Origin of the sequence: Pedobacter sp. Leaf194 (assembly GCF_001423945.1) — a bacterium.
GTDB lineage: Bacteria > Bacteroidota > Bacteroidia > Sphingobacteriales > Sphingobacteriaceae > Pedobacter.
The window spans coordinates 87,573-102,570 of record NZ_LMPU01000008.1 but is presented as its reverse complement, the minus strand read 5'-3'; the positions used below and the strand labels follow the sequence as shown (position 1 = coordinate 102,570).

The following is a 14,998-nucleotide window of genomic DNA, read 5'->3' as shown; positions in this document are numbered from 1 at the left end:
TACCCACTCCAAATTAGTAACCTGGGTTGTTTGCCATCGGCTTACCCAAGTTGGCATTTATAACATCCTGGGGAATTGGAAGTAACGCATCTCTTTCGGTAATTTTTGATGCTGAAATAACGTTATATTTTTTTACTCTTTCAATGTACTTTCCTGTTCTAACCAGGGTGTAGCGACGCTCTTCCTCGGAAAACAATTCCCTGGAACGCTCATCTAAAATGAAATCCAGTGTAACATCTCCAGCGCTGATTAATGGTGCGTGGGCTCGCGAACGTAAAGCATTTATCGCAATTGCCGCATTATTAAGGTCGGACAACTTAAAGTAAGCTTCTGCAAGCAACAGATAAGTTTCGGCCGAGCGGATATAACTTTGATCATTATAGGCGCGGTCTTCATTTACATTTACCGGGCTTGTATAGTCCCATTTGCGGGTGTTAGGCCAATTTGGATTATTTACTTTTTCATTTGAGCTCCGATCTAAAATATAGGTGCTCCCAAGGGGATATCCTGCTGGAATTCCTGCAGGATTGTTCACGACAAAAGAAAATCTCCAGGCAAAATCAGATCCCCGGTCATCGCCAGCAGGATAAATGCTCAATGCCCATTTAGTAGGTCCAAATCGGCCAATACCTCTTCCTCCATTCTCTGCGGCAACTAAAAATGGACTTTTCCCGCCTACAATCAGCGAATAGTATCGGTTAACCCAATATCTCCGCATCAAGTTTTGGGGTTCCCCCCCAACTACATTAAGTTCCGCCTGTAACACCCACAGTGCCTCCGTATTGCCCTGATTTCTATTGCTGTTTCCGTCTAAAAATAGGTCAGAAAAAGCCGTTCCAGGTTTGGCTGCGTTAACGCCGTAACGATTGGTAACCAGTTTATAGTTAACGTTAGTCGTCACCTTTAAAGCATAATCCCTTGCCAGTTCATTTTTTCCTTCGGCTAAATAAAGTTCTGAAAGATAGTGCTGAACGGCTCCTTTTAAAATTTTTCCCTGAAGGGTAGAGGTAACAGGTAAATATTGCTCTGCAAAAAGCCAATCTGCTTCCATCGATTTTCGAACATCGGCTAGTTTTGTTCGTTCCCAATCGGTTTTAATGGTTGTGCCAGATGACTCGGTAAGGTTAAGTGGAACATCTCCCCATAGATAAGTAAGATGGCGATAACACCAGGCTCTTATTGCCCGTGCCTCTGCAAGAGTACTGTTTTTATCTGCTTCTGTCCAGATTACAGCGGGGTTTTCTGCTCTGCCAATAATGGTATTGGCAGCATTTATTGTTTCGTAGAGCCATGCCCATTCAATCCGGTGTAAAGTGGCTCCCGGATTATTAAGTACTCCCCAATCATTAAAAATCCCTTCCGTTGTATTTCCAGTTCCGCCATAGTTACCATATGCATTATCTGTCCCAATAAATGCAGAAGTAGTCATCATATCGTTAATCGTTCCCAGCACGGCACCCGAACGAGATCTTCTAACTTCATCGTACAGTCCGTTGATGCCTGAATCAAATCCAGCTTTGTTAACGTATAGATTATCTGCCAAAATCTTACTAGGCGCATTTTCATCAAGCACACTTTTCTTGCAGCCAACAAAGCCGATGATTGTAAGGCTAAATAGAATGATGTTATATCTTTTCATAATATTTTTTTTTAAATTATAGACTAATGTTAAGTCCGAAAATAAATTCTTTCTGTAGCGGTATTCCTTCTTGATTGCTCAGTTCCGGATCGAGACCTTTCCATTTCGTTATTGTGAATAGGTTTCTTGCACTTGCATATATCTTTAGCCTTGAAATCTTCATCTGCTTTAATAAGGCAGATGAAAAATCATAAGCAAGAGATGCATCCTTTAGACGTGCATAGCTGTCGCTCTCGAAAATTCCGACATTATAAAGATTTGATCCAAGTGAATTAGACCAGTACTCATTACTTGGGTTTGTAGGAGACCACCAATTTTTAAGATAAGTATTATTTCGCACACCATTTTGAACATTGTCCGAGTAGATGTCATTTCTTCTACTTGTTCCCTTGACGCCCTGTATAAATAAATAGAGCGAAATATTTTTGTATTTAAAATTATTGCCGATTCCATAAATAAAGTCGGGCTGTCTGCTGCCAATAATCGTCCTGTCGTTATTCACCGTAATTTTTCCATCGCCGTTAATATCTGCCACCTTAGCATAGCCAGGTAAGGTATTTGGCTGTGGCGATTTAGTTAAATCATCACCGCTTTGCCACACCCCATCGAACTTATAAGCGAAGTTTACATCAATCGGTTGCCCTAAAAACCAACCATTTAAGGTATCATTTTTACCATCACCGTATAACTCTTTTATTTTGTTGCGATTAATTGAGAAATTAAGATTACTCGTCCATGTAAAATCTTTCGCCTTCACGTTTACCGTGTTTACACCAAACTCGAACCCCTTATTAGAGGTTTTGCCTAAGTTTTGAACAATGTTAGATATCCCGTGAACCGAAGATATCGCTCTTCGTAGCAACAAGTCTTTCGTGTTTTTGGAATAAAACTCAACTGAGCCATCGATTCTGCCATTTAATAAAGTGAAATCAGTACCAATATTCAGCCCCGTAGTCGTTTCCCATTTCAGGTTGGATGCACCTAAAGAAATGGGAATATATCCTGGTAAGGTTGTAGAGCCATCGACATAACTTCTGGTCCCTAACTGTGCTAGAGTGTTGTAAGCTGCTATGGCCTGGTTTCCATTACTACCATAGGATATCCTAAGCTTGAGTTTATCTATCACCTTGTTATCTTTCATAAAGTTTTCATCAGAAATATTCCAGCCAATTGCAACTGTAGGGAAGAAGGCAAATTTATTATCACTTCCAAATCCAGAGAAGCCATCTCTGCGGCCAGTAAGCGTTAGTAAATATTTGCTGTTGAATGAATAATTTATTCTGAGCATTTGGGATATGTTAACCTGTTTGGTAAAATCGGCATTTGAAGCTTGCGCATTTGCTACATTTGCCTGATAGAAGGTTAGGACATCGTTTGGAAATCCCATAGCACTCAAATTATCTGTTCTCGCAATTTCGTTCTGATAACTGTAAAGGCCAGTGACTGCAATCGTATGTTTACCAATAGTCTGGTTGTAGTTTAAAATGTTTTCGATCAACACATTTGAATTTCCAATGCCACTAATAGCCAGATTGCCTTTGGATTGTAAGCCAGACCTTGTATTTAATCCATAGTAGGTATTGATGTCTCTCCTGGTATATTCTACACCAGTGTTTATTCGGTAAGACAATCCTTTAATAAAGGGGATGTCAACGTTAAGGTAGTTGTTGGTAATTATCTTATAAGATTTATCTGTGTTTGCTGCAAGCGTTGGCGCTAATGGATTGCCAAAAAACAAATCTTGCGGCCAGGGATAAATAATAGGACTGCCATCTGGATTAAATGCCGTTGTCAATGGATTGAAACGATAAGCGCCTGCGCCACTTTCATCGCTGAATACCGCGGGCAGACCATCTCTATCACTATATGATAATTGATTATTAGAACTAAAGGTTAGCCATGGCGTTACATTCGTTTCTAAATTAACCCTGGTCGATAGCCTTTTGTAGTTATCATTCACCGCAACCCCCTTTGCATCCAAATACGTCGAAGAGACAAAATACCTGGAATTTTCATTCCCGCCACTTACACCCAGGGTATGCTGCATCCGTGTTCCCTGTCTGGTTGCCAGATCCAACCAGTCCGGGAAATTTTTCGAATCGTAAACTGCCTGCTCAGATGTTGTAATTGCGTTTGGCTCTCTAAGTTTCTTGAAATCGTAAAATTCTTCTGGTGTTAAAATCCTTGGCAGATTAGCGATGTTCTGTATTCCATAAAAACCATCATAAGAAATAACAGGTTTTCCTCTGGTTCCTTTCTTGGTGGTCACTATAATTACACCATTGGCACCACGGGAGCCATAAATGGCAGCGGCAGAAGCATCTTTCAAAACGTTTATTGATTCTATGTCTGTTGGATTAATATCCGATATTCCACCCGTGTAGGGTACGCCATCTAAAATGATGAATGGATTGCTATTTGCCGTTATCGAATTACGCCCTCTGATTCGAATACCTACCCCATCTCCTTCAGCCCCCCCGGAACCCTGAGATACCGAGATTCCTGGGATTGATCCTTGCAAGGCCTGGGCAAAGTTCGTGTTCGGTAGATCCTGTAGCCTTTTTTTGTCCACAGTTGCCACAGCTCCGGTAACATCGCTTTTCTTTTGGGTCCCGTAACCGACCACGACCACATCCGACAGTTTCTCCGCATTTTGACCTAGATAAACAGTTAAAACACCATTTTTTTCACTGGATATGGCGACTTCTTTTGTGATAAATCCAATCGAAGAAAAAATTAATATATCCCCACTGGATACATCAATGATTGAAAAAGTTCCTTTTGAGTCGCTAACCGCTTTTTTCATTGTGCCCTTTACTAAAATATTCACTCCCGGTATCGGACCCTGGTCTGATTGATCTATTACTTTTCCGGTAATACTTCTGTTTTGAGCAAATAGGGTTGTTTGTATTGCCATAATCGACATTACTAACAACATTTTGATAATCTTGTGGTAATTTTGTCTCATAAAAGTTTGTTGGTTAGTTGTAAAGAAAATAGTATTAATATGCTTCCTTCGATAAGAATAAATTTAGTGTTAGTAGTGGCATGTGGATAGGGGTGTTTTGTGCAATATTACCTGTCTAATGCATCATCCTGTATCGAATATTCTCAGGATTAGTTTTCTAAAATAGCTCCATCTTACATTCATAATTAATTCGCAAATTCATGTGCCGAAATCTTAAGTTTGTTAGATTTCTTTCATCAAATGATTTTGAATTGAGCTTGTAAGAAGGATTCACTTTTTATTATAAACGCTTTATTGTATTCACTTTCAGACTTATCGTAAATAAAACCATAGTTTTAGCTGACGCCGCTCTCGATTTATTATTATATTTCAAGCAAAGCGATATTATCTTAGAATAGTTTCATTGCGGAGCGGCTCTTACACGAGGAAAGTTTTTAATAATTAAAGCAAGGGCTTTAATTATTAATTAGCAAACTATATTAACTTCCATCCCGAGCAAAGAGCCCAACTTTACGATCTTGGAACTGATGTGTCCAATACCCACCGCGCAGTGATGGGCTGGACCAAAGCTATTCCAATTGTTAACAAATTTTCTTGCCCCAATCGAAAACTTGTACCTGGAATTTGTATTTCCAATCTCCAGAATTGGCCCGGCAACAGATTCCGCCTCTGCAACCAGTAACATCAATTTTCCATTTCTTTGTTCTACCACCGACAATAAAGTAACTGGTCCATTTTTTACCGACATTTCTACCGAAAGACCGTTTCCAACTTTACCGTGATAGATTCCCAAAGGTCGAATTTTGGTTTTTCCTTCGGAAATTGCCAAATGTCCAGGCCCATCATGTCCCATTAATACCACGTCTTCCTTAAAATCCATAGCGTAATATTCAGTGAAAGAGCCTCCCGCATTAAAACTGTCCAATATTTTCATTGCTTGAGCATTTTTAACTTCATATTCTCCGGCGACGGGTATATTATTGGCTGTAAGCAGAGAATTCCCGATGATGATAGAACTGATGGTATCTTCGTTATCAAAATTTCCAGTTCCTTTGTAGTAATAAGCCATAGAACCTAGTTTGTACTTTTTTACAAGCATATCCAGGGCTAGCGATGTTTTAGCTGCCCTGGCTAACTCCTGTTCAGAACAATCATGCTGAACATCAAATGTTGCTTTTATGTGTTCTACTCGATCCTGTATTTCAGCCAAGGAAACCTGCTTTCTTAAACTAGCCAGCTCATCAACTTCAATTAATTCGATGTGGCCACCAAAATGAGCATATTGCTGCGTTAGATCGCTGTAAATATCCAACATCCCACTATAGTAATGCCCCATACAACCTAATCGGTTATTAGCCATTATGTTTGCAACCCTGGCCGCTTCAATCCATTCCCTTATTTCAGTCCAGGCTTCTTCATCGTTTTTAATCATTCCAGTTATTTGATGGAATTTAATCCCTGTACGCGTGAAGACGTTTGCAATCTCGGGAACGGCGCAGGAGGAACAGTAGGAGAGCCACTCCCCGGTCATTTTTGCTCTGTCCAGCATACTGTTGAACGTTTGGTAGTCCATACTTTCTTCTGGCGCAAGATTTAAAATAATGACGGGTACTTTTGCTCGTTGTACAACCGGAAGCACCGTGGAGGATAAGGCATAAGTTGAAACATAAAGAAAAATAATATCCACACCTTCTGTCCTAAATCTATTCCCCGCTTGGAAAGCATATTCCGCATTGTCAACAAGGCCTAAATTGAGAACACTGTCATGTAACGCTGAAATATTATTTTCAACTATTTTTAAATAGCCTTCTAAACGTTCTTTTAAACCATCAAACTGAGACCAGTAGGTGTCTAGCCCGATTCCAAATAATCCGATTTTAAGTGATGAGTTCTGCATTTTTTTGTTATTTAAGTAAGATTTTTACTGGACCTAATAGTCCTGATTTTAAAAGCTGGTCTTTTTGGGTATAATGTTGGAAGGCAACAAAAGATAATCTGGTTCCTGGGCGCTTTTGTCCTTTCAATAGCCATTCAGGCCACTTTCCGTTTTTAACCCCGTCGTCTGGCAATGCCTGATCTCCAATTAGCCGGTTCGGCCAAAGGTTAGCCACAGCTATCTCTAAGATATTATCCCCGTTTTTTATATAATCTGTAATGTCCAGGGCGTTATCGGTCCACACCGTGCCCACTTCTTTTCCGTTGAGTCTTACAGTTGCCATATTTTTAACTTCACCCAAATCCAGCAAAAGGCGATGGCCTTTTATCGTTTCCGGTCCAGTAGAAAAGCTGAAGTTTTTGGTATAGTTAGCAATTCCCGAATAATACTTTATTCCCTTATCAGGATTTACTGCCCAGTCGTGAAGCTTATCAAAAACAGTTTTTTCCGGCCCGCCCCATTTTGGGTCAAAGGAAACCTCCCATGAACCGCTAAAGGTCAGGAGTTCTTTTTCTTTAGGAAAATTATCTTTATCTGAGATTTTATTTGATGGGGAATGTTTAGCAAAAACGATAAAGAAGCTTTCATAAGGATTGAAAGTCATCGGGATTGTAGTTTTTCCGTTAGCCTGTTGAAACTGAGGAAGGGCTCTGATTTCTCCGCTTACTGCATTCCAAAGCTGAGGTTTACCCTTTGCCGTTCTGAAAGTACACTCATCAATAATTTGTTTATTGGTTCTGTTTGCAACAAAATAGATATCGAAATCTTTTGAGGTTCTATGTCCATATCTAATACCGCCACTCTTGGTGGTAAAATCTTGGGATACTTTCATCGTTTCCAGGATCTTAGCCGTAGTTTGATATTTCGGGTACAAAATAGTATCCGCCTTAAAATTGATATCACCTCCCCAGATTATTTTTCCCTTTCCAACGTTAAGCTGTGTTTGGCTGCCTGGTATGTGACCTGTATTCCATATTTTCTGAACCAGACTTTTGATTTTAACATCCGAGTTCGGGAAGTCGGTCAGCCCGGGAGCTCTTTTGGGCGGTATGCCAACAACTGTTGCACCGCTTTTAATCAGTTCATAAATTTTTTGCAATAGCCTGGGGGTAATGGTATAGGAAAATGGCATAACCAGTATTTTATAACCTGCGCCACTGGGGAAAACAATCCGGCTATTAACCACTTTCGCCGCATACAATTGTGATGGTGCGCAGCCATCGAAACCATAACCTTTTTTATCCGGAAAATAAGGCTCCCCTTCAAAATCAGTATCCGGTGCTTTAAAAACATGGGGAGAACCCTCGGGACTAAGGTAAAGTACATCCGCCACGTTTCGGCCTTGTTGTAACAGAAACTGACTTCTGGAAACGTAATCATGGTAAGCGCCAACCATTGGCCACCAGGTCTGGTTCCTGTCCCAATGCACGCCGTATTGCCCCATGGTCATGCCTGGTTTTAAATTATCAGGCAAAGACTGATGCTGAAAAGTATGGAAGTACAGTTTATTTATTCCTGCCCCAAACGCCCAGTCGGTCTGATTTTTCATCGATCCAGGATATTGTGTAAAGCCCTCTTTTTTACCCGCTGTAAATGCTTCTGCTGGGACCAGACTTTGTCCTTTAATATGGGCAATTGAGGAGGCTTCATATGCACCAAAACTGGTATTGTAAAAACCGGGACTCCAGAATTCCGCCATCACCACATCTGCTATACTTCCAAGTTCCATATCCGCCGTCGGATTCATATCATAAGGCTCTATGGATAAACCAAGTCCATATTCTTTAGCGTATTTCTTAATATAACCAGCATGATTCTCTAAAACCAACTCCATAGCAGTTTGCCTTAAATCCCACAGAAAACGTTCGCTTATTTCTCTGCTTTCTACAATATTTCCTAAATACACCGGGTAAAAAGGTTGTGGGTCATAGCCTCTGCGCGTTTTAAACTCTTCCCTGAATTTTGGTGTCCAGTTCTGAGCGCCCATTTCCCAGCTATCCATGTGTAACATCGTTAGTCCACCAGCTGATGCTGTTCTGGGTTTACCCGCCCGCCCAATCAGTTTGCCTGCATAATTATCCAAATGAGATTTAATTGCTGCAGTGTCAAACTTATCAGCCTCAAAACCTAAACCAGGTACAGGTGCCGGTCTGGTAACCGCGCCATTGTTTCTTCTTCCAAAACGCATAATGGTCCAGTTTCCTGTCGGAGGATTCCAGTTTAAAACCCCGTCTTGCTGTAATAAATGAGTTAAATCTATTATGCCATTTTTTGGTATAGAGGTTCCTATGGGTGATTTTTGGAACGCTGCTACCGAAGGGAGAAACTGTTTAGTTCCCTTTACCGAGCTGTAAGGGGCCCGGTAATAAAGCGCTTTTTCATCTGCATCATCAATTTTTGGACCTGTATCTGGTGTTTGAAATGCTAAAACAGCTACATCTTCATAAAAATCACGCCATTGTTTTTCCAGCTCGGGTGTAAATGTACCTTTGCCGAAATAGGGCTTTTTGGGGTCCGGAATTGGAAGTTTTATGATTTCTTTAGTGCCTCCGCTTACCCTGGTTGTGCTCGCTACTAAGTGCTGCATAGACTGCGGGAGTTTTACCCATGGCCCGCCGCTTCCCGTCCAGCCTGGTCCAACACCTAAAGTCATTTCGATGCCCAGCCTTTCACATTCATCAACTGCGAAGGTGAACAGGTTTTGCCATTTTTCACTTAAAAAATCAATATTTCCACGCGGGATCCCTACGTTTACTTCCAAAAAGATAACGCTACCGATGCCCGATGTTTTCATTGCTTCCAAATCTTTTGTGATACCGGATTTAGAAATATTCCCATCCATGAAATACCAGTAGACGCCAGGCTTACTGGAGTTTGGCGGGTTTTTAAAGCCAGCGTTCAGACTATCAAAAGATCGTTTAGTCCAGCATCCCGAAAGGAAAAGGATCAGGCAAATTGCCAACGTACTTCCTTTTAAACAGAAATGTCTATCCTTCATAAAATCTATACAGGCATTAATGGGGATGAAAAAATAGGGTAACATAATTTTTTTTCATTTCTTTTGACTTGTTGACTAATATTTTTTGAGTTCTTGAAATAGTATCTGTGATTTTTTAGAATTATCATCTTGACTTCTTGAATTGTAAGCTTAAATGAATCCTTACATCCAAACCAAAAAACGTTCATCGCAAATCTTTTTTCTCTAATTCAAAGATTTACAACCAAAAATATAATTGCTTCGCAAAGGTGCTCATGTATTGATTTCCGTTTAAATCAAATCTGGGCAGCCAAACCTATCAGGCCACATGTAGCGTAGTTTAATTTAATATTATATTTTTAGCGGTTTATTTAGTTAGAATTTAGCAAAGGTAGTATCGAAACTATATGGTGAAATGACCTAAATGATATTTTTATTGTACATTATGATTTGAATGGCAGCATGATTAATTTTTACAAATATTTTCCTCCGGGTGAAAAAGGGCAGGAGTGGGGACTGAACATTTTGAATGTAGGCTGTACCCGCATACTCCCTAATTCTCATTATCCAGCGCAGTCTCATCCATCGCACCATAATTTTAAATGGGAAACTGGGCGAGTTTTGCAGGAATATGCTTTGGTGTACATTGTAAATGGAACGGGCTCTTTGGAAACTGAATCAGTTAACATGAACATTCTGGATGGCACCGTGTTCATGATATTTCCCAATGAAAGACATCGTTATAAACCAGATTTACAGACGGGGTGGGATGAATATTGGGTTAGTTTTAATGGAGATTATATTGAGAATCTCATGCAAAAGAAATTGTTCTCAAAAAAATATCCACTTTTTCAATTAGGTTTAAATGAAAAAATACTTGGTTTGTTCAATGAACTGGTCGAAGCTTCTGTGGAAGAAAGCAATGGATTTGAGTCTATTCTCTCAAGCGCCACCATCCATGCATTAGGGGTTTTACATGCATTTAATTTGCAGAAAGAAATAGAAAAAGACAGCCTGGCTTTGCTCGTAGTAAAAAAAGCAAAGATGCTCTTTAGAACGAACCTTTTGGAAGTCAGTGATCCTAAAGCTGTGGCTGTTCACTTAGGTGTGGGGTATTCCTGGTTTCGAAAAGTTTTTAAAGAAAACACTGGTAGATCGCCAGGCCAATATTTTATACAGTTGAAAATTCAAAAATCTAAGGAATTGCTGGCAAATCATCAGCTTTCAATAAAGGAAATTGCCTACATGTTAGGATTTAAATCGCCATTTTACTTTTCAAAATTATTCAAGAGAAAAACCGGACTCACTCCAGTTCAGTTTCGAAACCTTAGACTGAAGAAATACTGATGAAAAAGATGAGCTCATGCATCGTTAATTTTTGAAGATGGATTTAATTGAAATACTATCTAACAATTAAGGATCGATTTGCTACTAATCGATCTTAAGATACGCTGTTTCGCTTCTATTATCCTTTGTTATCAGGTTATTCTGTTGACAAAACTATTTCTGTAGTCAATTTATAGGGCTTATAAGTCTTTCTGTTGACCTGCGTAAATTATAGCGTTCCTAAATAACAAAAACTCCAAATACAGTCAAACATAAAGAAAGACTTTTTTTTGGGAGCAGCGGGCAGCCAGCATCCTCAAAGTACTCATCTTGATGAAGTGGATTATTCCATTTCACTCTATTTGCATTCAATAGGTGCATAAGCTAAATACAATCATTCAATATTCATCAAAGCAGTCTAGATTTAAGGACTTAAAAATAAAATGATGACGGCACTTTTATTGGAAATATCGATAAAAATCCGAGGTCAATTTTGTTAATGCGAGAAGCTCAAAATAATCGCTTCGTTGAAACTCATGCACTTTATTTAGATTCTAATTGATTATGGTAAAAGCTAAAATCAAAAGTTAGGTAAATATTGCATTGCTATTTGTTAAATTAATACCATGTTAAATAAGTGATATTCTTCTTGTGGTGGGGAGATATATAAGAGTCATATCTGAAATTTTTTGGTTGTGGATTTACGATCATTTACTGATGTTTAGAGTTGATTTTCGGAGTAGCCTGTTTTTGGTGTCTGGGGCGCTCTATAAGTTATTTATTTCCGTGAATGAGTCTGGGTTTGGTTTTGTATTTTTCGTTGGTTCATAGCTTTCGAATTATAGTCTTAGCGTTAAAATAATGATAACTAACATATTTGCAGTATGTTTTGTTATAAAAGTATTAGTAAAGCTCTTGTGCTCTGGTATATATTTGATTTCAATTAACCAAATATTATAACTAAAGAGTATGAGAAGAAATTTTTACTTAAAATTTTGTTGCCTACTATTTATCACAACTAGCTTTCTTAGTGTTCACGCTCAGGAAAGACAAGTTAGCGGGAAAATAGTTGATAAACAAAATCAGCCTATCGCGGGCGCTTCGGTAAGCGTCAAGGGCGAGAAAACAAATATGTTTACCGATATCAAAGGAGAATTTGCAATTCGAGTAAAAGCAGATAATTCAGTTCTGAGGGTCAGTTTTGTTGGATATGTCTCCAGGGAGATTAACTTAGCTAAGCGATCTTACATCGTATTAACCCTGGAAGAGTCCTCAGAGACTTTAAATGAAGTGGTTGCAATTGGCTACGGCACTCAGAAAAAGAGTGATTTGAATAGCTCGATTTCCACAATTACGGCGAAGGATATTCAAGAGATTCCTCAAGTTAGCGTTGATCAATTATTGCAGGGTAAAGCTGCCGGAGTTTACGTAAGTCAAAACTCGGGTGCCCCTGGTAGTAATACTTCGGTAAGAATCCGCGGTATTACCTCTTTAAGTGCGGCCAATGATCCCCTTTACGTTATCGACGGGATAGCGATCTCTGGAGATCCTAAGAATATCGCCACCAGTGGAAGAGCATTAGCTTTAGACAATAAAGGTGAACAAGGGGGAGGGAATGGTGGAACTACAGTTAGCCCTTTAAGCGCACTCAATCCGAGTGATATTGAATCCATACAAATATTAAAAGATGCATCCGCAACAGCCATATATGGTAGTCGGGGCTCCAACGGTGTCGTGCTTATAACAACTAAAAGAGGTCGGAACGGGCAGGGCGTAATTACTTATGAAGGTTACTATGGTATAAGACAACAAGGCCGCTTTTTGGATGTGATGAATTTACCTCAGTATGCCAGATATCAAAATGATCTTGCTGATGTATTAGGCGTTGCCCGTAGAGCTGAATTTGCCAACCCTCAACTATTAAGTAATGGTACGAACTGGCAAGATGAGATTTTTAGAACAGCAAAACAGCAAAACCATCAAATTTCACTTTCAGGGGCTAAGGATGGAACGGATTATTATATATCGGGTGCTTATATCAACCAGGAAGGTACAATTATTGGCGGCGATTATGATCGCTACTCCTTTAGAACAAATGTTAATGGCCAGGTTAGGGAGTGGTTTAAAACGGGTGTCTCGGTTTCTGGAAGTAGAAGTTTTGAAAACAGAGGTCTGAGCGATAATGGCGGTGTGGCAAATAATGCATTATTAAGTTCTCCAGATCGAGCGGTACGCAATACAGACGGATCTTTTACCGGTGGACAGATATTTGAATCAGGAACGCCCCCAAATCCACTTGCACAAGCTTTAACAATCACCAATACGCTTTTGAGAAGCGGATTGAATGGAAGTGCATATGCGGATATAACATTTGTAAAGGGCTTAACCCTGAGATCGGAATTGAATGGCGACTTTAGTTCTTCCGAAGCAAGGCAGTTTTTACCTACTTTTAATAATGGCCCCTTGGATATTAATTTAACCAATAAACTTACTGAATATTACTCGGGTAACACTTATTGGGCCTGGAAAGAATATTTAACCTACAAAAAAGTATTTGGTAAAAAGCACGATCTAACTGCTCTGGCAGGCTATGAGGTTAACCAGTCTTCGTGGAAAGGAACAAACTTGAGTAGAGCTAGTTTTTTAAGCAACGATTTGCAGTCACTCAACTTAGGGGATGCAAAAACAGCAACTAATAATGAATACAAAGATAGCCAGGCATTAGAGTCCTTCTTTGTAAGGGCAATTTATACTTTTGATAAACGATACAGTTTTACGGCAACCGTTAGGTCTGATAAATCATCAAAGTTTGCCCCTGGAAACCAGGTCGGTATATTCCCATCTATTGGTGCATCATGGAAAATATCTGAAGAATCTTTTGCTAAAAATCTGAAAGGTAAGGTTGATGATATTAGATTTAGAGTGAGCTATGGCGGTACAGGGAATCAAGCTATACCAAACTATTCCTATGGAGTGGCATTGGTTCCTTACGTCACTGGTTTAGGGAATGGCTATGCACTCGATAAAGTGGAAAACCCGTTGCTAAAATGGGAAACTCAAATTCAGGCTGATGCTGGTTTGGATTTTAGCGTATTTAACTCCAGATTAGATGTATCGGTCGATGTTTATAGAAAAACCTCAAAAGACTTCCTTTTTCAATCACAATTGCCTGCCTATCTACTTGGAAAAGTAGCTGAATATTCCAGTGCAGGCGTAATTAAAGCCCCATTTATAAACGGTGGTGAACTAAGAAATACAGGCTTCGAATTTAGCTTGACCAGTCGCAATATGGTGGGGGACTTCAAGTGGAGTACCAGTGCTAATATGTCATTTAATAAAAATAGAGTTATCGAACTGGCTCCAGGAACGCCTTACTTACCAGCAAGTATTGGAGTAGGATTTCTATCACTTCCAGTTTCGAGAACCTATGTAGGTGGACCAGTTGGACAGTTTTATGGCTACAGAGTTAAAGGAATTTTCAAAACTGACGAGCAGTTAAGGAACGCCCCAATACAGTTTGACAGGCCATTACAAAACAGAAGCGGGGGCACATGGTTGGGGGATATCCAGTTTGAAGATATTAATGGCGATGGGAAAATTGATGAGAATGACCAAACTTATTTGGGCGATCCCAATCCAAAATTTACTTACGGTATTACCAATAATTTCTCTTTTAAAAATTTCGATCTCACTGTTTTCTTAAATGGTTCCTACGGATCGAAGATTTTCAATGCCTTAAATTATAAAGTAAGTAGCCTGGCTGGATTATATTCCAATCAGTTGGCAAGTGTTGCTAACTATTGGAAACCAACGAATCCTGAATCAAACATTCCCGCACCAAAAAGTGGAGATAATCCAAATCTAAAAAACTCTGATAGATTTTTGGAAAGCGGATCTTTCCTGAGAATACAGAACATTAGTTTAGGATACAATTTTCCAACAAAATATCTGTCCAAAGTGAAATTAAGTGGATTAAAGGTTTATGTCAGCGCTCAGAATTTATATACTTTCACTAATTACACAGGTTTAGATCCAGAAATTGGGGCTATTGATCAAAACGTATTTTTATCGAATGTGGATATAGGTAGATACCCGAGTCCAAGGATTATCACTTTTGGTGTTAATGCAAAATTTTAAATTAGATAATGGATT

Annotated in this window: 6 protein-coding genes; 2 read left to right on the top strand and 4 right to left on the bottom strand. The window is 39.4% G+C overall.

Going from position 1 to position 14,998, the window contains the following annotated elements; all coding sequences use genetic code 11:
* Positions 1-13 precede the first annotated feature (13 nt).
* From ASG14_RS08130 to ASG14_RS08115, 4 genes are all read right to left on the bottom strand, one after another.
* Complete coding sequence (locus ASG14_RS08130; RefSeq protein ID WP_056870579.1) at positions 14-1,639, bottom strand: RagB/SusD family nutrient uptake outer membrane protein; 1,626 nt, start codon at positions 1,637-1,639, stop codon at positions 14-16.
* Between the two features lie 16 nt (positions 1,640-1,655).
* Positions 1,656-4,607: a TonB-dependent receptor gene (locus ASG14_RS08125; protein WP_056870578.1), complete on the bottom strand. Its 2,952-nt coding sequence runs from the start codon at positions 4,605-4,607 to the stop codon at positions 1,656-1,658.
* 466 nt (positions 4,608-5,073) lie between these two features.
* The gene (locus ASG14_RS08120) at positions 5,074-6,504 is read right to left on the bottom strand and encodes an arabinose isomerase (RefSeq protein ID WP_056870577.1); all 1,431 of its coding nucleotides are present in this window, start codon (positions 6,502-6,504) and stop codon (positions 5,074-5,076) included.
* Positions 6,505-6,511: 7 nt separating this feature from the next.
* A complete protein-coding gene (locus ASG14_RS08115) occupies positions 6,512-9,586 on the bottom strand; it encodes a glycosyl hydrolase (protein ID WP_200940331.1) in 3,075 nt (1,024 codons plus the stop codon).
* Between the two features lie 396 nt (positions 9,587-9,982).
* On the opposite strand from ASG14_RS08115, the gene ASG14_RS08110 reads away from it, so the two are divergent.
* Both ASG14_RS08110 and ASG14_RS08105 read left to right on the top strand, forming a co-directional pair.
* Complete coding sequence (locus tag ASG14_RS08110; protein WP_056870575.1) at positions 9,983-10,867, top strand: AraC family transcriptional regulator; 885 nt, start codon at positions 9,983-9,985, stop codon at positions 10,865-10,867.
* A 948-nt stretch (positions 10,868-11,815) separates the two neighbouring features.
* Positions 11,816-14,983 carry a TonB-dependent receptor gene (locus ASG14_RS08105; protein ID WP_056870574.1) on the top strand — a complete coding sequence of 1,056 codons (3,168 nt, stop codon included), beginning with the start codon at positions 11,816-11,818 and terminating at the stop codon, positions 14,981-14,983.
* Positions 14,984-14,998: the final 15 nt, after the last annotated feature.